The organism is Streptomyces sp. DSM 41931 (assembly GCF_050271085.1).
GTDB classification, from domain to species: domain Bacteria; phylum Actinomycetota; class Actinomycetes; order Streptomycetales; family Streptomycetaceae; genus Streptomyces; species Streptomyces albogriseolus.
Window position 1 is genome coordinate 1082532 of the sequence record NZ_CP189902.1, and the last position, 19116, is coordinate 1101647.

A 19116-nucleotide genomic window follows, 5' to 3' on the forward strand; every position below is an offset into this window, starting at 1 on the left:
GGGGTATGTGGTGCCGCCGACAAGGGCGGCATCGGCGGAGTCTAAGCGAGTCCGCACCAAGGGAACAACGCTCAGCATGGCACCGGGGTTCCTGCCCGGGCCAGCGTGCTCGCCGTCACGCCCCGAACAGGTCCCCTTGTCCGTTTCCGGCGGACTGCGGGCGCGGCGGCGTGAGGCCGAGGTGCGACCATGCCGCGGGCGTCGCCACCCGTCCCCGCGGGGTACGGGCGAGCAGTCCCTCCCGCACCAGGAAGGGCTCGGCCACCTCCTCCACGGTCTCACGCTCCTCCCCCACCGCGACGGCGAGCGTGGACAGGCCCACCGGACCGCCGCCGAACAGCTTCAGCAGCGCCTCCAGCACCGCCCGGTCCAGCCGGTCCAGCCCCCGGGCGTCCACCTCGTACACCGCGAGGGCCGCGGCGGCGACGTCCTGGGTGATCCGGCCGTCCGCCTTGACCTGCGCGTAGTCGCGGACCCGGCGCAGCAGGCGGTTGGCGATGCGGGGCGTGCCGCGGGAGCGTCCGGCGATCTCGGCGGCGCCCTCGGCGTCGATCTCCACGTCGAGCAGGCTCGCCGAGCGGTGGACGACCCGCTCCAGCTCGCCCGGCTCGTAGAACTCCATGTGCGCGGTGAAGCCGAAGCGGTCGCGCAGCGGGGGCGGCAGCAGGCCGGCCCGGGTGGTGGCGCCGACCAGGGTGAAGGGCGGCAGCTCCAGCGGGATGGCGGTGGCGCCGGGGCCCTTGCCGACGATCACGTCGACGCGGAAGTCCTCCATCGCCATGTACAGCATCTCCTCGGCGGGCCGGGACATGCGGTGGATCTCGTCGAGGAAGAGGACCTCGCCCTCCTGGAGGGAGGAGAGGATCGCCGCGAGATCGCCGGCGTGCTGGATGGCGGGGCCCGAGGTGATGCGGATGGGGGCGCCCATCTCCGCGGCGATGATCATGGAGAGGGTGGTCTTGCCGAGGCCGGGGGCGCCGGAGAGCAGCACGTGGTCGGCCGTGGCGCCCCGGGCGCGGGCGGCGCGCAGCACGAGGTCGAGCTGCTCGCGGACCTTCTCCTGGCCGATGAACTCGCCCAGGTCCTTGGGGCGCAGCGCGGCCTCGACGGCCTGGTCCTCGCGGTCGGCGACCGATTCCACCAGCCGCTCGGAGGCGGCGGTGTCGTTCGTGTCGTCCCAGTTCATGTGCGTGTGCCTCAGCTCTCCGTACGGACTCGGGCGCGGTCGTGGGCCGGCGGGCGGCGGTCTATCGGGCGCGGTTCAGCGTCTGCAGGGCCGCCTTGAGCAGCTGCCCCACCGGTACGGCGCCCTCGGCGGCCTCCGCCTGGGGGGTCACCGCGGCCACGGCCTCGTCGGCCTCACGGGTCGCGTACCCCAGGCCGATGAGGGCGGCGTGCAGCTGGTCGCGCCAGCCGGCGGTGACGGGCGCGCCGACGACGGGGGCGCCGGTGGGCTCGCCGAGCCTGTCCTTCAGTTCGAGGAGCAGCTTCTGGGCGCCCTTCTTGCCGATGCCGGGGACGGTGGTGAGCGCCTTCTCGTCGCCCGTGGCCACGGCGCGGCGCAGGGCGTCGGGGCTGTGCACGGCGAGCATGGCCTGGGCGAGCCGGGGGCCGACGCCGCTGGCGGTCTGGAGCAGCTCGAAGACCTGGCGGCCGTCCTCGTCGGCGAAGCCGTACAGCGTCAGGGAGTCCTCGCGGACCACGAGGGAGGTGGCGAGCTTCGCGGGCTGTCCGACGCGGAGCGTGGACAGCGTGTCCGGCGTGCACCGGACGGCCATGCCGACGCCGCCGACCTCGACCACCGCGGTGTCGGGGGTGAGGGCGGCGACCGTGCCGCTGACGAAGGCGATCATGCCGTACGGCCTTTCGATGCGTGGCGGGCCGCGGGGGCCCGGGGGGTGGTCGGCGGGGTACGCGCCGCCTGCGCGGCGACGGCCTGCTGGAGGCGGTTCTGGGCGGGGGCGCGCCAGATGTGGCAGATGGCGAGCGCGAGGGCGTCGGCGGCGTCGGCCGGCCTGGGCGGCGCGTCGAGCCGCAGCAGGCGGGTCACCATGGCGCCGACCTGGGCCTTGTCGGCGCGGCCCGAGCCGGTGACGGCGGCCTTGACCTCGCTGGGCGTGTGCAGGGCGACGGGGATGCCGCGCCGGGAGGCGCACAGGATCGCGACGGCGCTGGCCTGGGCGGTGCCCATGACCGTGCGCACGTTGTGCTGGCTGAAGACGCGCTCCACGGCGACGAACTCCGGGCGGTGCTCGTCGAGCCACTGCTCCAGGCCCTGCTCGACGGCGACCAGGCGGTGTCCGAGGTCGGCGTCGGCGGGCGTGCGGACGACTCCCACGCCGAGCATGGTGAGCGGGCGCCCCGCGACCCCTTCGACCACGCCGACACCGCACCGGGTCAGCCCCGGGTCCACCCCCAGTACGCGCACGCGTCGCCCCCTTGCTCGATCACCTGTTTGTGCAGGCTATCGGGTGCCACCGACAAAGCGGCGGGCCGACGGGGTGTGTCCCGTCGGCCCGCCGCCCTGAGACGCGTCAGGCGTCGACCTTCTCCATGATCTCGTCGCTCACGTCGAAGTTGGCGAAGACGTTCTGCACGTCGTCGCTGTCCTCCAGCGCGTCGATGAGCTTGAAGATCTTCTTCGCGCCCTCCTCGTCCAGCTCGACCTGCATGGTCGGGACGAAGTTGGCGTCGGCCGACTCGTAGTCGATGCCGGCGTCCTGGAGCGCGGTGCGGACGGCGACCAGGTCGGTGGCCTCGCTGAGCACCTCGAAGGACTCACCGAGGTCGTTGACCTCCTCGGCGCCCGCGTCGAGGACGGCGGCGAGGACGTCGTCCTCGGACAGCTCACCCTTGGGGACGATCACCACGCCCTTGCGGTTGAACAGGTACGACACGGAACCCGGGTCGGCCATGGAGCCGCCGTTGCGGGTCATCGCGACGCGCACGTCCGAGGCGGCGCGGTTGCGGTTGTCGGTGAGGCACTCGATGAGCACCGCGACGCCGTTGGGGCCGTAGCCCTCGTACATGATCGTCTCGTAGTCGGCGCCGCCGGCCTCCAGGCCGGCGCCGCGCTTGACCGCGGAGTCGATGTTCTTGTTCGGCACCGACTGCTTCTTCGCCTTCTGGATGGCGTCGTACAGCGTCGGGTTGCCTTCGGGATCGGCTCCGCCCATCCGGGCCGCGACCTCGATGTTCTTGATGAGCTTCGCGAAGAGCTTGCCGCGCTTGGCGTCGATCACGGCCTTCTTGTGCTTCGTCGTGGCCCATTTAGAGTGGCCGGACATCTGCCTGTCTCCTTCGCGTAACCCATCTCTGCAACGAACGCAGGAATCCTACAAGGACTCGCCCCGCCGGTCCGCCCGCACCATGTCGGTGAAGAGGCGGTGCACCCGGTGGTCCCCGGTCAGCTCCGGGTGGAAGGACGTCGCCAGCGCGTTGCCCTGGCGGACCGCGACGATGTGTCCGCCGTGCTCGGCGAGCACCTCGGCGGACGCGCCGACGGACTCCACCCAGGGGGCGCGGATGAAGACCCCCTCCACGGGCTCCCCGGAGACGCCCTTGACCTCGACGGCGGCCTCGAAGGACTCGTTCTGGCGTCCGAAGGCGTTGCGGCGCACGATCATGTCGATGCCGCCGACGGTCTCCTGCCCGGAGCGCGGGTCGAGGATCTTGTCGGCGAGCATGATCATGCCGGCGCAGGTGCCGTAGACGGGCATGCCGGCGCGCACGCGCGCGCGAAGGGGTTCCATCAGGCCGAAGAGCACGGCCAGCTTGGAGATCGTGGTGGACTCCCCGCCCGGGATCACCAGGCCGTCGACCTCGGCGAGCTCCTCGGGGCGCCGGACGGGCCTGGCCACGGCGTCCGCCGCGGCCAGGGCCACCAGATGCTCCCGTACGTCGCCCTGGAGTGCGAGCACTCCGATCACGGGAGCGGTCATCACCAGCCCCGGTTGGCGTAGCGCTCGGCCTCGGGCAGGGTGTCGCAGTTGATGCCGACCATGGCCTCGCCGAGGTTGCGGGAGGCGTCCGCGATGATCTTCGGGTCGTCGTAGAAGGTGGTCGCCTTCACGATGGCCGCGGCGCGCTTGGCGGGGTCGCCGGACTTGAAGATGCCCGAGCCGACGAAGACGCCCTCGGCGCCGAGCTGGCGCATCAGCGCGGCGTCGGCCGGCGTGGCCACACCGCCGGCGGAGAACAGCACGACGGGCAGCTTGCCCAGCTCGGCGACCTCCTTGACCAGCTCGTACGGGGCGCGCAGCTCCTTGGCGGCGGCGTACAGCTCGTGGTTGTCGTAGCCGCGCAGGCGGGCGATCTCGTTCTTGATCTGGCGCAGGTGGCGGACGGCCTCCACGACGTTGCCGGTGCCGGCCTCGCCCTTGGAGCGGATCATCGCGGCGCCCTCGGCGATGCGGCGCAGGGCCTCGCCCAGGTTGGTGGCGCCGCAGACGAAGGGGGTGGTGAACGCCCACTTGTCGGAGTGGTTGACCTCGTCGGCCGGGGTGAGGACCTCGGACTCGTCGATGTAGTCGACGCCGAGCGACTGGAGCACCTGGGCCTCGACGAAGTGGCCGATGCGGGACTTCGCCATCACCGGGATGGACACGGCGTCGATGATGCCCTCGATCATGTCCGGGTCGGACATACGGGCCACACCGCCGTCCTTGCGGATGTCGGCCGGGACGCGCTCCAGGGCCATGACGGCGACGGCGCCCGCGTCCTCGGCGATCTTCGCCTGCTCCGGCGTGACGACGTCCATGATCACGCCGCCCTTGAGCTGCTCGGCCATGCCGCGCTTCACGCGCGCGGTGCCGGTCTCGGGACCCTGGTTTTCGGAGAGCGTGCTGGACACGAATGACCTCGCTGGGATGAGGGGGATTCTGCAGCACTGAGGAAACGTGACCGGAGCAGGCCACAGCAAGGGCCAATGAGGACCCGGTGGCTCGTTTTCGGTCGGGGACCGGGCGTCCCGTGGCCGGAAACCGCCGTCAGGCGGCCCGCTCGATCAGCGCCGGCGGCGGCTCGTCGTCCATCTCGAAGGCCATCGGGAACGGGGCGTGTCCCGCCAGCCGGAACCAGCGCACCTTCCGGTGCAGGCGCAGCGCGCGGGCGGCGCGCACGGCGTCGTTGTGGAAGCGGCGGGCCATCGGCACCCTGCGGACGGCCTCGGCGAGCTCGAGGGCGGCCTCCTCTCCCCCGGGCGCCTCCCGAACCCCGTCCACCTGCTGGGGCTCGGCGAACACCGCCCGCAGCGCCTGGCTCAGCTCGCTCTCGGCGACCTCCCGCTGCTCCTCCACCGCCTGCCGCGCGGCGTGCGCGGCCTCGTACAGCACGATCGAGGCGGCGGGGTCGAGCACCCCGGAGGTGGCCAGTTCCTGCGCCACGGAGGCGCGGCGCAGCAGTTGCGCGTCGAGCGCGGCACGGGCGGCGTCGATCCGGGCGTGCAGCCGGTCCAGCCGCCCGGCCGTCCAGCTCAGGTACAGCCCGACGGCGACGAGGACGACGAGGATCCAGATCAGGGTTGCGGTCACGGGCGGCAAGGCTAGTACCGGCTCCGCCGGCCACGGTCCCTGGGGCCGCACCCCGGGTGCGGGCGGGGCACACGCCTCGCGGCCTGCCGGGCGTGGTCCGACGCCCAGTGCAGGTCGCACGTGGCCGTTCGCGCAGTTCCCCGCGCCCCTGGGGGCGTCCACCCGCCGCCGTCTGCACGAGTTCCCGCCGACTGCGGGCAGTCGTGCCGCTTGGGGCGGCACGGGTGGGCGCAGGCGGCACCCTCTCGGCGAGCCTCGCCTTCCGCGCCGTACCCGCGGCCAAGAGGGTGCCTCGCATCGTCGTACGCCGGGTGCAGGCCGTCGGGGGCTGGCCGCGCAGTTCCCCGCGCCCCTTGGGCGCGTCAGTCCCGCGTCAGCCCCAGCCGCGCTCGCAGCCCCGTCGCCCGGTCGTCCGTGGCGACCGCCGCCGCGCCCGCGGTGACCGTTTCGTAGACGGAGAGGATGTCCGCGCCGACCGTCGACCAGTCGAAGCGGCGCACATGGGCGCTGCCCCGCTCGCGGAGTTGCTCGCGGCGCTCGGGGTCGCCCAGGAGGCGCACGGCCGCGTCGGCGAGCGCGTCCGCGTCCTCGTTGGCGAACAGCTCGCCGGCCGCGCCCTGGTCGAGGACCTGGGCGAACGCGTCCAGGTCGGAGGCGAGCACCGGCGCGCCGGCCGACATCGCCTCGACCAGGATGATGCCGAAGCTCTCGCCGCCGGTGTTGGGCGCCACGTACAGGTCCACGCTGCGCAGCAGCCGCGCCTTGTCCTCGTCGCTGACCATGCCGAGGAACTCCACGCGCGGGCGCAGCTCCGCCGGCAGCGACTCGACCGCCTCCTCCTCGTCGCCGCGCCCGGCCACCAGCAGCCGGGTCTGCGGGCGGGCGGCGAGGATCTTCGGCAGCGCCCGCATCAGCACCGGCAGGCCCTTGCGGGGCTCGTCGATGCGGCCGATGAAGCCGATGGTGCCGCCCTGCCACTCGGGTCTGGGCTCGGCCTTGGCGAAGAAGTCGACGTCGACGCCGTTGGGGATGACCACCGCGTCGCCGCCGAGATGTTCGACGAGGGTGCGGCGGGCGTACTCGCTCACCGCGATCCGCGCGCTGATCTTCTCCAGGGCGGCCTGGAGGATGGCGTACGCGGCGATCATGGCCTTGGAGCGCGGGTTGGAGGTGTGGAAGGTCGCCACCAGCGGGCCCTGCGCCGCCCAGCAGGTCAGCAGGCCGAGGGACGGCGAGGACGGCTCGTGGATGTGCACCACGTCGAAGGAGCCGTCGTGCAGCCAGCGCCGCACCCGCGCGGCCGACAGGAAGCCGAAGTTCAGCCGGGCCACCGAGCCGTTGTACGGCACCGGCACGGCGCGGCCGGCGGAGACGACGTACGGGGGCAGCGGGGTGTCGTCGTCGGCCGGGGCGAGGACGGACACCTCGTGCCCGAGACGGATGAAGTACTCGGCCAGGTCGCGGATGTGGAACTGGACGCCGCCCGGCACGTCCCAGGAGTACGGGCAGACGATGCCGATCCTCACGCCGTGCCCTCCCGGTCCTGCGCGGGGGCGTGCGCGGGGTCGAGGTCCTCGGTCCACAAGCGCTGCAGCATGTGCCAGTCCTCCGGATGCTCGGCGATTCCCGTGGCGAAGGCGTCGGCCAGCGCCTGTGTCATCACAGACGTCTTCTCCGCGCGCGTGCCTGACGCGGGAACCTCGACCGGGGGGTGCACCCGGCCCTGCATCACGGGCGACTCGTCGTACCAGAGGGTCACGGGCAGCAGCCGCGCGCCGGTGTGCTGGGCCAGCAGCGCGGGTCCCGCGGGCATGCGGGCGGCGTGGCCGAAGAAGCTCACCTCGATGCCCGAGGCGGACAGGTCGCGGTCGGCGACCAGGCAGACCAGGCCGCCCTCGCGCAACCGCCGGGCCAGCGTGCCGAAGGCGGAGCCGCCGCTGTGCGGCAGGACCTCCATGCCGAGACCCTCGCGGTAGGCGACGAACCGGTCGTACAGCGTCTCCGGCTTCAGGCGCTCGGCGACAGTGGTGAACGGGATGCCGAGCTTGGTGGTGACCCAGGCGCCGGCGAGGTCCCAGTTGGCCAGGTGCGGCAGCGCCAGGACGACGCCCTTGCCTGCCGCCATGCCCTCGTTGAGATGGTGCAGGTCCTTCGGGGTGAAGCAGTCGGCGATGCGCTCCGCGCTCCAGGCGGGCAGCCGGAAGGACTCCATCCAGTACCGCAGGTAGGACCGCATGCCCGCGCGGGACATCTCGGCCAGCCGCTCGGGGCCCGCGTCGGGCACCACGCGCGCGTAGTTGCTCTCCAGCCGCAGCACGCCCTTGCCGCGCTGCTTCCAGGCGGCGTCGGCGATGGTCCGGCCGAGGCGCACGGCGACCGGCTCGGGCAGCTTCTTCACCGTGCCCCAGCCCGCGCCGTACAGGGCGTCGGTGAGCCGCTCCCGTGTGCTCACTGGGCGGCCTCGCTCCCCTGCGCCTGCTGCTCCGCGGCCTCCGCCTCGGCGGACTCGCGGCGCACGGTCACCACGCGCTGGATCAGCGTGACGAGGCTGCCGACGGCGACCACCCACAGGGCGATGGGCAGCAGGTACTGGATGCCGGGCACACCGAACGTGTGCATGCCCGCGAACCCGGCCGCGACCAGCGAGATCACCAGCCGCTCGGCCCGCTCCACCAGCCCGTTGACGGCGACCGGCAGCCCGATCGACTCGCCGCGCGCCTTGGTGTACGACACCACCTGGCCGCTGGCGAGGCAGAAGATCGACACCGCGCACAGCACGTTGTCGTCGCCGGAGCCCGCGTACCAGAGGGCGAAGCCGCCGAAGACCGCGCCGTCGGCGACCCGGTCCAGGGTGGAGTCGAGGAAGGCGCCCCAGCGGCTGGAACGGCCCAGCTGGCGGGCCATGTTGCCGTCGACCAGGTCGGAGAACACGAACAGCGTGATGACGACCGTGCCCCAGAAGAACTCGCCGCGCGGGTAGAACACCAGCGCGCCGGCCACCACGCCCGCGGTGCCGATGAGCGTGACCGTGTCGGGGCTGACCCCCCGCCGGATGAGAAACGCGGCGAACGGTGTGAGGACACGCGTGAAAAATGCACGCGCGTACTTGTTCAGCATGGCCTTCCCGACGGTCGGTGTGGCCGTGTGGCCCCTGCTGGCCACCGGCGGGCCCATCGTAGTCACCGTGTGCGGGCGGGGCTGCGGGACCACCCAGGCCGCCGCGCGCGGGCGTCGCCGTGATCGCCGCCGCGCCCCGGGGACCGGGGCCGCGGCGGGGATCACGTCCTTCGTATGGACGTGCCGTGACGGGAGTGGAAAGCTCGAAGAACCGCGGGCGCCGCCGGAGCCGCACCGCAGGCGATGCCCCCGGACGGGGTCCGGGGAAGGCTTCCACGGGTCCGCGCCCACAGTGACCTCACCGTGCACGGGAGGCAGGATCATGGGCGACAAGGCGCACACACACCCCGGGGCCGCCGGCAGGGCACAGGCGGCCGACCGTCCCACGTCCGTACGGAACGTGGTACTGGTCGGCCACTCCGGATCGGGCAAGACGACTCTGGTGGAGGCTCTCGCGCTGACCGCGGGGGCGGTGAACCGGGCGGGCCGCGTGGAAGACGGCGGGACCGTCTCCGACTACGACGAGATCGAGCACCGGCAGCAGCGTTCGGTGCAGCTCTCCCTGGTGCCGGTCGAGTGGAACGGCATCAAGGTCAACCTTCTGGACACCCCCGGCTACGCCGACTTCGTCGGGGAGCTCAGGGCCGGTCTGCGAGCCGCGGACGCGGCCCTTTTCGTCGTCTCGGCCGCGGACGGCGTGGACGGCTCGACCCGCATGGTGTGGGACGAGTGCGCGGCCGTCGGCATGCCGCGCGCCCTCGTGATCACGCACCTGGAGGCGGCCCGCGCCGACTTCGAGGAGATGACCCGGGTCTGCGCGGAGACCTTCGGCGGGGACGACCCGGACGCGGTACTGCCGCTGTACCTGCCGCTGCGCGGCCCCGAAGGGCCCGACGGGCACGCGCCGGTGACCGGTCTCATCGGGCTGCTGACGCGCAAGCTGTTCGACTACTCCAGCGGCGAACGCACGGTGTCCGAGCCGGTCGGGGACCAGGTGCCGCTGATCGAGGAGGCGCGCGGCCGGCTGATCGAGGGGATCATCTCCGAGAGCGAGGACGAGACCCTCATGGACCGCTACCTCGGCGGGGAGGACGTCGACGTCAAGACGCTGATCGACGACGCGGAGCGGGCGGTGGCACGGGGCGTCTTCTTCCCCGTCCTGGCCGCCGCGCCCGCCGCCCCCGGCGCCCGCCAGGGACTCGGCACGGTGGAGCTGCTCGACCTGATCACCGGCGGATTCCCGACCCCGCTGGAGCACGGCACCCCGGCGGTGACCACGCCGGACGGCCGGCCGCGCGAGCTGAAGCCGTGCGACCCGGACGCCCCGCTGGTCGCGGAGGTCGTGAAGACGTCGTCCGACCCCTACGTGGGACGGCTCTCGCTGGTCCGGGTCTTCTCCGGGACGCTGCGCGCCGACCAGACCGTGCACGTCTCCGGGCACGGGCTGACCGACCGGGGCCACGAGGACCACGACGTCGACGAGCGGGTCGGCGCGCTGTCCACGCCGTTCGGCAAGGTGCAGCGGCCGGTCTCGCACGTCATCGCGGGCGATCTGGCGTGCGTGGCGAAGCTGTCCCGCGCGGAGACCGGAGACACCCTGTCCTCGAAGGACGACCCGCTGGTCATGGAGCCGTGGGAGATGCCCGACCCGCTGCTGCCGCTGGCCATCGAGGCGCACAGCAAGGCCGACGAGGACAAGCTGTCCCAGGGGCTCGCGCGGCTGGTCGCCGAGGACCCGACGATGCGGCTCGAGCAGAACCAGGACACCCACCAGGTGGTGCTGTGGTGTCTCGGCGAGGCGCACGCCGACGTGGCACTGGAACGGCTGCGCAGCCGGTACGGCGTGCAGGTCGACGTGGTGCCGCACCGGGTGGCGCTGCGGGAGACGTTCGGCGGCAGGGCCTCCGGGCGCGGACGGCACGTCAAACAGTCCGGCGGGCACGGGCAGTTCGCGATCTGCGAGATCGAGGTGGAGCCGCTGCCGAACGGCTCGGGCATCGAGTTCGTGGACAAGGTGGTCGGCGGCGCCGTGCCGCGGCAGTTCGTCCCGTCGGTGGAGAAAGGTGTACGGACCCAGGCACGGAAGGGAGTTGCCGCGGGGCATCCGCTCGTCGACGTACGGGTGACGCTCCTGGACGGCAAGGCGCACTCGGTGGACTCCTCGGACGCCGCGTTCCAGACGGCGGGCGCGCTGGCACTGAGGGAGGCCGCCGCGGACGCGAGGATCCATCTGCTGGAGCCGGTGGCCGAGGTGTCCGTGCTGGTCGGCGACGACTACGTGGGCGCCGTGATGAGCGACCTGTCCGGGCGCCGCGGCCGCGTGCTGGGCACCGAGCAGTCGCCCGGCGGACGCACGCTCATCCGGGCGGAGGTGCCGGAGATCGAGATCGGCCGGTACACCGTCGATCTGCGGTCGCTGTCCCACGGCACCGCCCGCTTCAGCCGCCGCTACGTCCGGCACGAACCGATGCCGCCGCAGGTCGCGGAACGGGTCAAGGGGGAGGCGCACGCGGCCTCCTGACGCGCAGGGCGCCCGCCGGTCACTCCGGCGGGCGCCCGTGTGCGCGGTCGCGCTTCCGCTTCACTCCGCGCGACCTGCCCGTACCGGAGAACGGCTTGGAACGACCCCCGGCGGACGACGGTGGCTGCCTATACGCTGAACACCTGATCAACAGGTGTGCGCAGCACGGAAGTCGGGAAGGCCGCAAGACGACAGTCGCGGCGATCGGGGGCGGGAATGACCGTTGAGAGCGGTTACGCGGAGTTCTTCGGTCCGCAGGTGCCGCGCACGGGCGACGAGGGCCAGACACCCACCTTCGCGCTGGCCTCGGCGGCCTACCGGGACAACGAGGCCGAGGAAATACTCAAGGCCAACAGCGAGTGGCACAAGTCGGAGGTGGGCAAGCCGCGGATCAAGCTGTTCCGGCCCAATCTGGGCGAGGCGTTCTCCCGGGCGATCATCGACCGGATGCTGGGCTCGGGCCGCGCCCCGCTCATCCAGTCCTTCGGCACCCAGCCCCAGGTGGTGGTGGAGCACGCGCTGGCGGCCCACCGCATCCGCCGCGAGCGCGACAACTGGCTGACCGCCGTGATGGTCCTGTGCGGGCTGCTGTTCCTGCCCGGCCTGCTCGTGTGGCTGCTGGTGTTCCAGATCCGCACGACCATGGCCAAGCGCGACGACAAGCGGGCCGGCGCGCTCGCCACCGCCCTCCTGGTCGGTGTCGGCGCCCTGGCCGTGCTGTTCCTGCTGCGCATGCCGTTCAGCGGATTCTGGGCCTGGTACGCGCGCGCGGCGGTCCTGGCCCCGGTGGTGGGCTGGTTCTGGGCCAAGCAGATCTGCGAGCGCACCGCCCGCGACCTGCGGGAGCGCTGGGACAGCCTGCTGTCGGGCAGCAGCATCGGCGCCAAGGTGCCCGAGGCGGTGCCGAGCAGCCCCGGCGAGACGGCGGCCGAGCAGCTGCGCCAGTCGCTGGCCCGGCTCAGCGCCGAGCAGCAGTCCAACTCCGTCTTCTACGCCGGTCCCAAGGGCATCCTCGGCATGGGCACCCGCTGGGGCAGCTGGCAGCTCGCCGAGGACCTGGCGCCGGCCGACCCCGGCCGGGAGATCCACCCGTTCCGCAGCTGGGACGTGATCAAGGCCATCCACGACCGGCTGCGCATGCTGGAGCGCGGCCCGCTGAACACGGGCGGCTTCCCCAAGCCGTCGATACGCCACTGGATCGTCACGCCCATCGGGGAGAACGCCACGGCGGTCACCCGGCCCGAGGGCACCGACGTCGAGGCGTACCAGGTGAAGCAGCACGCCGTGCAGGAGATCTGCAACAAGCAGCAGTTCGGCGCGGGCGACCGGCACTACCTGGGCGTGCAGTGGACGCTGTGGGACGGCCAGCTGGTGATCACGATGCTGATCACGGTGACCGTGCTGCACGAGACGCTGCGCATCGAGGTCACCGGGCACGCCCTGGGGCCGGTGCACTCGCTGTTCACCACCAAGCCGGCGGCCAAGGAGAAGGAGGTCCAGAAGTCGGTCAAGTTCTGGGAGACCCGGAAGGTCAAGCTCCCGCTGGTCGACTCGGACGAGGTGGTGCGGCTGGCCGCCCGCGCGCCCCTGACCAACTACCCGCCGCTGCTGTACTGGCTGGGCGGCAAGCTGACCCTGCCCGAGCCGTTCGGGCTGCGGCACGCCTGGGCGGACAAGCCCTGGCGGCACCGGTTCATGGCGGACGACGCGCTGCGGGCGGCGACGCCGGTGCTGCGCGTGGTGCACTCCGCGGCGATCAAGGTGCTGGAGGAGAACGGCGTGGACACCACGAAGTTCGGCTCCCGCTCGTCGTCCCTGTCCACGGCGGTGCAGGAGGCGACGCCGGGCAAGGCCGACCTGTACGACGCGTAGGCGGCAGGCGGGCGGGGTGCGCGACGCGGACCCCGCCTCCCCCGGTCCAGGGCCTCAGGCCGCCGGCCAGGCCTCCGCGAGCATCTTGCGGGTGTCGGCCAGCAGCTGCGGCAGCACCTTGGTGTGGCCGATGACCGGCATGAAGTTGGTGTCGCCGCCCCAGCGCGGGACGACGTGCTGATGCAGGTGGGCGGCGATGCCCGCGCCCGCGACCGTGCCCTGGTTCATGCCGATGTTGAAGCCGTGCGCCCCCGACGCCGTGCGCAGCGCCGTCATCGCCTGCTTGGTGAGCACGGCGAGCTCCGCCGTCTCCTCGACGGTGAGTTCGGTGTAGTCGGCCACGTGCCGGTACGGCACGGTCATCAGATGGCCGCCGGTGTACGGGTACAGGTTGAGCACCGCGTACACCAGCTTGCCGCGGCGCAGGATCAGCCCGTCCTCGTCGGACTCGGCCGGGAGGGAACAGAAGGGGCAGCCGTCGCCGGCACCGGGGCCGCTCGGCTTGTTCTCACCCTGGATGTAGGCCATCCGGTGGGGCGTCCACAGACGCTGGAACGCGTCCTGCGTCCCCACTCCCAACTGCTGCTCCGGCTCACTCGTCATGCGTGCAGCATATGGCGTGACCTCGGGACCGCGGCAAAAAGCCCCCGGGATCGCTCCCGGGGGCTTTCTCACGTACGGGTCAGACCTGCGCCCGCTCCTCGACGACCTTCACGATCTTGGCGATGGCCTCGTCGACGGGGATGCCGTTCTCCTGCGAGCCGTCGCGGTAGCGGAAGGACACCGCGCCGTTCGCCATGTCCTCGTCGCCCGCGATGACCATGAAGGGCACCTTCTGCTTCTGGGCGTTCCTGATTTTCTTCTGCATCCGGTCGGAGGAGGAGTCCACCTCGATCCGCAGGCCCTGCTTGCGGGCCGCGTCCGCGAACTTCTCCAGGTGGTCGACGTGCGCGTCGCCGATCGGGATGCCCACCGCCTGCACGGGCGCCAGCCACGCCGGGAAGGCGCCCGCGTAGTGCTCCAGGAGCACCGCGAAGAACCGCTCGATGGAGCCGAACAGCGCACGGTGGATCATGACCGGGCGGGTCTTGGAGCCGTCCGCCGCCGTGTACTCCAGGTCGAAGCGCTCCGGCAGGTTGAAGTCGAGCTGGATGGTCGACATCTGCCAGGTGCGGCCGATGGCGTCCTTCGCCTGGACGGAGATCTTCGGCCCGTAGAAGGCCGCGCCGCCCGGGTCCGGGACCAGCGGCAGGCCCTGCTTCTCGGCGACCTGGCGCAGCGTCTCGGTCGCCTCCTCCCACGCCTCGTCGCTGCCGACGAACTTCTCCGGGTCCTTGGTGGACAGCTCCAGGTAGAAGTCGGTGAGGCCGTAGTCGCGCAGCAGGTTCAGGACGAAGGTGAGGGTCCTGTCGAGCTCCTCGGACATCTGCTCGCGGGTGCAGTAGATGTGCGCGTCGTCCTGGGTGAAGCCGCGGGCCCGGGTCAGGCCGTGCACGACGCCCGACTTCTCGTACCGGTACACGGTCCCGAACTCGAAGAGGCGCAGCGGCAGTTCGCGGTAGGAGCGGCCGCGCGCGTCGAAGATCAGGTTGTGCATCGGGCAGTTCATGGGCTTGAGGTAGTAGTCCACGCCCTCGTCGAGCTGCATGGGCGGGTACATGCCGTCGGCGTACCAGTCCAGGTGGCCCGAGGTCTCGAAGAGCTTCCCCTTCGTCGCGTGCGGGGTGTAGACGAACTCGTAGCCCTCCTCCTCGTGCCGGCGGCGCGAGTAGTCCTCCATGACCCGGCGGACGATGCCGCCCTTGGGGTGGAAGACGGCGAGGCCGGAGCCGATCTGCTCCGGGATGGAGAACAGGTCGAGCTCGCTGCCGAGCTTGCGGTGGTCGCGCTTCTCCGCCTCGGCGAGGAACTCCAGGTGCGCCTTCAGCTCCTCCTTGGAGGGCCAGGCGGTGCCGTAGATGCGCTGGAGCATCGGGTTCTTCTCGCTGCCGCGCCAGTAGGCGGCCGCGTTGCGCATCAGCTTGAACGCCGGGATGTTCCGGGTGGAGGGCAGGTGGGGACCGCGGCAGAGGTCCTTCCAGCACAGCTCGCCGGTCTTGGCGTCCAGGTTGTCGTAGATCGTCAGCTCACCGGCGCCGACCTCGACGTCCGCGCCGTCGTCGTGCGAGGCGGAGCCCTTAAGACCGATCAGCTCCAGCTTGTACGGCTCGTCGGCGAGCTCCTCGCGGGCGGCCTCGTCGGTCACCACGCGGCGGGAGAAGCGCTGGCCGCGCTTCTGGATCTCCTGCATCTTCTTCTCGATGGCCTTGAGATCCTCGGGCGTGAAGGGCTTCTCCACGTCGAAGTCGTAGTAGAAGCCGTCCCGGACCGGCGGGCCGATGCCCAGCTTGGCCTCGGGGAACAGCTCCTGAACGGCCTGGGCCATCACGTGCGCGGTGGAGTGGCGCAGGATGTTGAGGCCGTCCTCGGAGGAGATCTCGACGCCCTCGACGGTCTCGCCGTCCTGGACCTGGTACGAGAGGTCCTTGAGCTCGCCGGCCACCCGAGCGGCGATGACCGAGCGCTCGCCGGCGAAGAGCTCGGCGGCCGTAGTGCCCGTCGTCACCACGCGTTCTTCCCGCTCGGAATCGCGCTGGATGATCACACGGACGTCTGACACCGGTCTCTCCTGACTGAAGGCTGTGGTCGCGGCGCCATACCGGAGCGCACGCATGGGTGCGATCGTACCGACCCGGGACCGGTGCAGGCGAAATCAGCCGTCGCAGGAGGGGCCGAAGGCCTCGCCGAAGTCGTCCGCGCTCTCCTGGAGCGCCTTGAGCAGACGGTCGCGTTCGGCCTCGTCGACCTGGACCGGCGCGACCTGCCGGACCTCGGTGAGACGCCGGAACCCGCCGTGTCCGGCCAGCCGCCCCCGCATCCGCACCGGCAGCCCCAGGAGGTGGGCGTGTCCGGCGATCCGGTAGTCGTCCTCCCCGAGCGTGACGCGGAGGTGTCCGACGTCGGCGCCCGCCAGCACCCGCAGCCGCACCAGACCGTCGCCCCGGGGCCGCGCCCGGTACATCCGCACGACGGCACCGGTGACCGTGACGGTGACGGAGGGCTCCGCGCGCCGGTAGCGGCGGCCCGCCTCCAGCAGCACGGGCAGGTCGCCGGGCGAGAACTCCACGGGCCCGGCGGTGGCCACGCACCCCTCGGGCACCCCGGCCGCCGGCGCCCAGTCCACGCCGACGCGGGCGCCCTCGGCCCCCTGCACCAGGGCGACGAGGGCCTCGGTGAGCTCGTGGCTGACGCCCGCGCCGACGGCCGTGGTGAAGGCGTCCATGGAGCCGGTGGCCCGCCCGTGGTCGACGGCCTCGCGGGCGGCGCGCAGGGCGTGGAACAGGCACACGGCGAGCGGGCGGCCGGTGGCCACGGGCACGAAGGCGGTGAGGCGGCGGCCGTCCGGCGCGGGGCCCGCCAGCACGCCGTCCAGCGCGGCGGCGGCCGGGCGGCGGTGGCGGGCGCCGTGGTAGCCGGTGCGGGCGCGGGTGGCGAGCGCGGCGGCGAGCAGGGTGCGGCGGGCGGCGGTCCTGAGCTGTTCCTCCGCGGTCCAGGCGACGGCGTCGCCGGGGCCGGGCGGCAGGTCGCGGGACCAGCGAATCTCGTCGCTGGGCACGGCGAGGGCGAGCAGGATCTCGCGGGCGGAGGGCGTGCCGCTGCGGGACAGCGCGTCCAGGGCCTCGGCGAGCAGGTCCTCGCTGTCGGGGAAGGTCCGGCCGACCGGGACGAGCAGGCTGGTGCCGGTGCCGGGGCCTGGCGGGGTCCAGCGGCCGTAGCGTCCGGGGGCGCCGCCGCGCCGCTGCCAGCCGTGCCGGCGCAGAAGGGCGGTGAGCACGGCGGGGTCGGTGCCGGCGGCCTCGGGCGGCGGTGCGCCGGGGAAGAGGTCGGCGGGGTGCGGGCGTACGGGCCGGGCGGGTTCCCCGGTGGGGCGGTGGGTCACGGTCTGCCTCCCCTGCCGACCCGCGTCATGATCTCGCACAGCGCACGGTCGTCGAAGATGCGTGAGGTGGGGATCCGTACGGTGGTGCGGCGGCGGCCGGTGACGGGGTGTCCGGCGAGGTTCACCCAGTAGCAGCAGTGGCGCAGGTCGAGCCGGTCGTGTCCGGCGCGCAGCCAGTCGTCCTGGGAGCGCGGCAGGATCATCACGACGAGGATCTTGTGCACGGAGACCGGGGTGCGGGCGAGCTTCTCCAGGTGGGCGTTGTCCAGGGTGAAGGAGAAGGAGCGTCCCCGGGGGTGCGGGGCGATCTGCGAGGTGGCCTTGAGCTGCACCTTGATGGTGACCTCGTCGTCGACGAGGTGTCCGGGCGCGCTGTGGCTGACGTGCCAGTCGATGCCGTTGTCCGGGAAGGGCTGGGACAGCGAGCAGCCCGCCGCCGCGGCGACGGCGTGGAGGTAGCCGACCTGCAGGGTCTCCATGCAGGCGGTGGTGGCGAGGGTGCCGCGAGCGGCCGGTGTGCGCTCCGGCAGCAGCCCGCCCCGCTCGGGCTGCGCGATGGCCATGGCCAACAGCCTTCCGAAGCAGTCGAATCCCATGCGCGGGTCGCTGAACTGCAAAGACCCGTACTCCTGTTGTCTCCTCCCGGCGTAGTGCGCAAACAGCGCGGGTATCACCGGTCCGAGCAGTGGACGGCACGTCAACTGCTGGTGGTGAGCGAGGGGTTGGTGGGTATGACGTGCTGGTACGAGGGGCCGCTGGCCGCCTTCGACACGGAGACCACGGGTGTGGACGTCGAGACCGACCGGATCGTGTCGGCCGCCCTCGTCGTCCAGGACGCGCCGGGCACCCGGCCGCGGGTGACCCGCTGGCTGGTGAATCCGGGCGTGCCGGTGCCGGCCGCGGCGACCGAGGTGCACGGGCTGACGGAGGAGCATCTGCAGCGCAACGGCCGCTGGCCGGCGCCGGTGATGTACGAGGTGGCGCAGGCGCTGGCGGAGCAGGCGGCGGTGGGCCGGCCCGTGGTGGTGATGAACGCGCCGTTCGATCTGACGCTGCTGGACCGGGAGTTGCGCCGGCACCGGGCGTCGTCGCTGGCCCGCTGGTTCGAGCGGACGCCGCTGCTGGTGCTGGATCCGCGGGTGCTGGACAAGCATCTGGACCGCTACCGCAAGGGCCGCCGCACGCTGGCTGACCTGTGCGCGCACTACGAGGTGGAGCTGGAGGAGGCGCACGACGCGGCGGCGGACGCGGTGGCCGCGCTGGAGGTCACGCGGGCGGTGGGCCGCCGGTTCGCGTCCCGGCTGGAGCGGCTGTCCCCCGGTGAGCTGCACACCTTGCAGGCGGTGTGGCACGCCGCACAGGCGCGGGGCCTTCAGGCCTGGTTCCAGCGCACCGGCACGGAGGAGACCGTCGACCCGGCCTGGCCCCTGCGCCCGGACCTGCCGGCGGCGGCGTGACCTCACACAAAGAGAGCGACGTGGTCCGCGTTTTCGGCGGACACACGTCGCTCTCGCGAGCGTGGGCGATACTGGGTTCGAACCAGTGACCTCTTCGGTGTGAACGAAGCGCTCTCCCACTGAGCTAATCGCCCGGGAACGGACTGAACAATACAGGGGTCGGGACGCTTCGTTCAAACCGCTTCCAGGTGCGCCGCCAGTCCGCGCCGCCCGGCCCGCAGCATCAGCGCGTGGTTGGCCCGGAAGAGGGGCCGGCCGGGCACGGCGAGCAGACGCAGCAGCCGCGCCCGGACGTCGACCTCCTGCTCGTAGTGGGCGAGGCAGCCGTGCGCGCCCAGATCGGTGAGGGTCCACCGCGCCCAGCCGTCGATGTCGCCGGACAGCCCGGCCTCCAGCACGCCGTTCTCCCGGTCCCGCCGCCCCTCCCGCAGGGTGAAGGTCAGGTCGTACGGCAGGACGGAGCGGATCGTGACGATGCCGGTGGTGTCGTCGAGGCGGGCGACCTCCCGCACCTGCGGCCACCAGCGGGGGTAGTCCTCGATCCGCTCGAGCACGCCGTACACGGTCGCGGCGGGCGCGGACAGCGTCCACACGGTGCGGAAGCGGTAATGGTTCCGGTCCATGCACGGAGTGTGCCCG

General features: G+C 72.4%; 18 protein-coding genes and 1 tRNA gene. 3 read left to right on the forward strand and 16 right to left on the reverse strand.

The features are described 5' to 3' along the window. Window positions 1-115: 115 nt before the first annotated feature. From ruvB to pgsA, 10 genes are all read right to left on the reverse strand, one after another. On the reverse strand, window positions 116-1186 hold the full coding sequence (gene ruvB / locus ACP7TJ_RS05180) for a Holliday junction branch migration DNA helicase RuvB (RefSeq protein ID WP_367544671.1): 1071 nt from the start codon (window positions 1184-1186) through the stop codon (window positions 116-118). A gap of 61 nt (window positions 1187-1247) precedes the next feature. Then, entirely contained in the window at window positions 1248-1853 is a 606-nt protein-coding gene (gene ruvA, locus ACP7TJ_RS05185) for a Holliday junction branch migration protein RuvA (RefSeq protein WP_167744011.1), read from the reverse strand. Then, entirely contained in the window at window positions 1850-2428 is a 579-nt protein-coding gene (gene ruvC, locus ACP7TJ_RS05190; RefSeq protein WP_093768302.1) for a crossover junction endodeoxyribonuclease RuvC, read from the reverse strand. Before ruvC ends, ruvA begins: the two co-directional genes overlap by 4 nt. Window positions 2429-2534: 106 nt before the next feature. Beyond that, entirely contained in the window at window positions 2535-3287 is a 753-nt protein-coding gene (locus tag ACP7TJ_RS05195) for a YebC/PmpR family DNA-binding transcriptional regulator (RefSeq protein WP_033275074.1), read from the reverse strand. Window positions 3288-3335: 48 nt separating this feature from the next. Beyond that, window positions 3336-3941: a pyridoxal 5'-phosphate synthase glutaminase subunit PdxT gene (gene pdxT, locus ACP7TJ_RS05200; RefSeq protein ID WP_167744012.1), complete on the reverse strand. Its 606-nt coding sequence runs from the start codon at window positions 3939-3941 to the stop codon at window positions 3336-3338. Then, window positions 3941-4852 (reverse strand): pyridoxal 5'-phosphate synthase lyase subunit PdxS, encoded by a 912-nt coding sequence (gene pdxS, locus ACP7TJ_RS05205; protein WP_093768304.1) that lies wholly within the window; start codon window positions 4850-4852, stop codon window positions 3941-3943. Before pdxS ends, pdxT begins: the two co-directional genes overlap by 1 nt. A gap of 136 nt (window positions 4853-4988) precedes the next feature. Then, on the reverse strand, window positions 4989-5531 hold the full coding sequence (locus ACP7TJ_RS05210) for a hypothetical protein (RefSeq protein WP_093768305.1): 543 nt from the start codon (window positions 5529-5531) through the stop codon (window positions 4989-4991). 362 nt (window positions 5532-5893) lie between these two features. After that, a complete protein-coding gene (locus ACP7TJ_RS05215) occupies window positions 5894-7057 on the reverse strand; it encodes a glycosyltransferase family 4 protein (RefSeq protein ID WP_228918634.1) in 1164 nt (387 codons plus the stop codon). Beyond that, a complete protein-coding gene (locus ACP7TJ_RS05220) occupies window positions 7054-7983 on the reverse strand; it encodes a phosphatidylinositol mannoside acyltransferase (protein WP_228918633.1) in 930 nt (309 codons plus the stop codon). The genes ACP7TJ_RS05215 and ACP7TJ_RS05220 overlap by 4 nt, the downstream gene beginning before the upstream one ends. After that, window positions 7980-8705 carry a phosphatidylinositol phosphate synthase gene (pgsA, locus tag ACP7TJ_RS05225; protein ID WP_167744015.1) on the reverse strand — a complete coding sequence of 242 codons (726 nt, stop codon included), beginning with the start codon at window positions 8703-8705 and terminating at the stop codon, window positions 7980-7982. Before pgsA ends, ACP7TJ_RS05220 begins: the two co-directional genes overlap by 4 nt. Window positions 8706-8970: 265 nt before the next feature. Here pgsA and ACP7TJ_RS05230 point away from each other — a divergent pair, with 265 nt between their 5' ends. Together ACP7TJ_RS05230 and ACP7TJ_RS05235 are read left to right on the forward strand one after the other, a co-directional pair. Beyond that, window positions 8971-11169: an elongation factor G-like protein EF-G2 gene (locus tag ACP7TJ_RS05230; RefSeq protein WP_093768309.1), complete on the forward strand. Its 2199-nt coding sequence runs from the start codon at window positions 8971-8973 to the stop codon at window positions 11167-11169. Between the two features lie 216 nt (window positions 11170-11385). Next, window positions 11386-13041: a hypothetical protein gene (locus tag ACP7TJ_RS05235; protein WP_193459266.1), complete on the forward strand. Its 1656-nt coding sequence runs from the start codon at window positions 11386-11388 to the stop codon at window positions 13039-13041. A gap of 54 nt (window positions 13042-13095) precedes the next feature. Here the strand turns inward: ACP7TJ_RS05235 and ACP7TJ_RS05240 are convergent, their stop codons facing one another. From ACP7TJ_RS05240 to ACP7TJ_RS05255, 4 genes are all read right to left on the reverse strand, one after another. Continuing rightward, a complete protein-coding gene (locus ACP7TJ_RS05240) occupies window positions 13096-13644 on the reverse strand; it encodes an HIT family protein (protein ID WP_167744017.1) in 549 nt (182 codons plus the stop codon). A 79-nt stretch (window positions 13645-13723) separates the two neighbouring features. Beyond that, window positions 13724-15700 (reverse strand): threonine--tRNA ligase, encoded by a 1977-nt coding sequence (gene thrS, locus ACP7TJ_RS05245; RefSeq protein ID WP_427762295.1) that lies wholly within the window; start codon window positions 15698-15700, stop codon window positions 13724-13726. Between the two features lie 93 nt (window positions 15701-15793). Beyond that, the gene (locus tag ACP7TJ_RS05250; protein ID WP_427762297.1) at window positions 15794-17020 is read right to left on the reverse strand and encodes a hypothetical protein; all 1227 of its coding nucleotides are present in this window, start codon (window positions 17018-17020) and stop codon (window positions 15794-15796) included. Next, the gene (locus ACP7TJ_RS05255) at window positions 17017-17583 is read right to left on the reverse strand and encodes a DUF4365 domain-containing protein (protein WP_190004194.1); all 567 of its coding nucleotides are present in this window, start codon (window positions 17581-17583) and stop codon (window positions 17017-17019) included. The genes ACP7TJ_RS05250 and ACP7TJ_RS05255 overlap by 4 nt, the downstream gene beginning before the upstream one ends. Before the next feature lie 168 nt (window positions 17584-17751). Between ACP7TJ_RS05255 and ACP7TJ_RS05260 the strand changes: the two genes are divergently transcribed. Then, a complete protein-coding gene (locus ACP7TJ_RS05260) occupies window positions 17752-18477 on the forward strand; it encodes a 3'-5' exonuclease (RefSeq protein WP_093768315.1) in 726 nt (241 codons plus the stop codon). A gap of 62 nt (window positions 18478-18539) precedes the next feature. Here the strand turns inward: ACP7TJ_RS05260 and ACP7TJ_RS05265 are convergent. Both ACP7TJ_RS05265 and ACP7TJ_RS05270 read right to left on the reverse strand, forming a co-directional pair. Then, window positions 18540-18611, reverse strand: a tRNA-Val gene (locus ACP7TJ_RS05265). A gap of 39 nt (window positions 18612-18650) precedes the next feature. After that, window positions 18651-19100, reverse strand: coding sequence for an SRPBCC family protein (locus ACP7TJ_RS05270; protein ID WP_093768316.1), 450 nt, complete (start codon window positions 19098-19100; stop codon window positions 18651-18653). Between the last annotated feature and the right edge of the window lie 16 nt (window positions 19101-19116).

What these genes read in the sequence shown, in the direction of transcription:
- ruvB (WP_367544671.1), bottom strand. Translation starts at nt 1,186, where the DNA reads ATGAACTGGGACGACACGAACGACACCGCCGCCTCCGAGCGGCTGGTG.
- ruvA (WP_167744011.1), bottom strand. Translation starts at nt 1,853, where the DNA reads ATGATCGCCTTCGTCAGCGGCACGGTCGCCGCCCTCACCCCCGACACC.
- ACP7TJ_RS05195 (WP_033275074.1), bottom strand. Translation starts at nt 3,287, where the DNA reads ATGTCCGGCCACTCTAAATGGGCCACGACGAAGCACAAGAAGGCCGTG.
- pdxT (WP_167744012.1), bottom strand. Translation starts at nt 3,941, where the DNA reads ATGACCGCTCCCGTGATCGGAGTGCTCGCACTCCAGGGCGACGTACGG.
- pgsA (WP_167744015.1), bottom strand. Translation starts at nt 8,705, where the DNA reads ATGGGCCCGCCGGTGGCCAGCAGGGGCCACACGGCCACACCGACCGTC.
- ACP7TJ_RS05230 (WP_093768309.1), top strand. Translation starts at nt 8,971, where the DNA reads ATGGGCGACAAGGCGCACACACACCCCGGGGCCGCCGGCAGGGCACAG.
- ACP7TJ_RS05235 (WP_193459266.1), top strand. Translation starts at nt 11,386, where the DNA reads ATGACCGTTGAGAGCGGTTACGCGGAGTTCTTCGGTCCGCAGGTGCCG.
- ACP7TJ_RS05240 (WP_167744017.1), bottom strand. Translation starts at nt 13,644, where the DNA reads ATGACGAGTGAGCCGGAGCAGCAGTTGGGAGTGGGGACGCAGGACGCG.
- ACP7TJ_RS05255 (WP_190004194.1), bottom strand. Translation starts at nt 17,583, where the DNA reads ATGGCCATCGCGCAGCCCGAGCGGGGCGGGCTGCTGCCGGAGCGCACA.
- ACP7TJ_RS05260 (WP_093768315.1), top strand. Translation starts at nt 17,752, where the DNA reads ATGACGTGCTGGTACGAGGGGCCGCTGGCCGCCTTCGACACGGAGACC.
- ACP7TJ_RS05270 (WP_093768316.1), bottom strand. Translation starts at nt 19,100, where the DNA reads ATGGACCGGAACCATTACCGCTTCCGCACCGTGTGGACGCTGTCCGCG.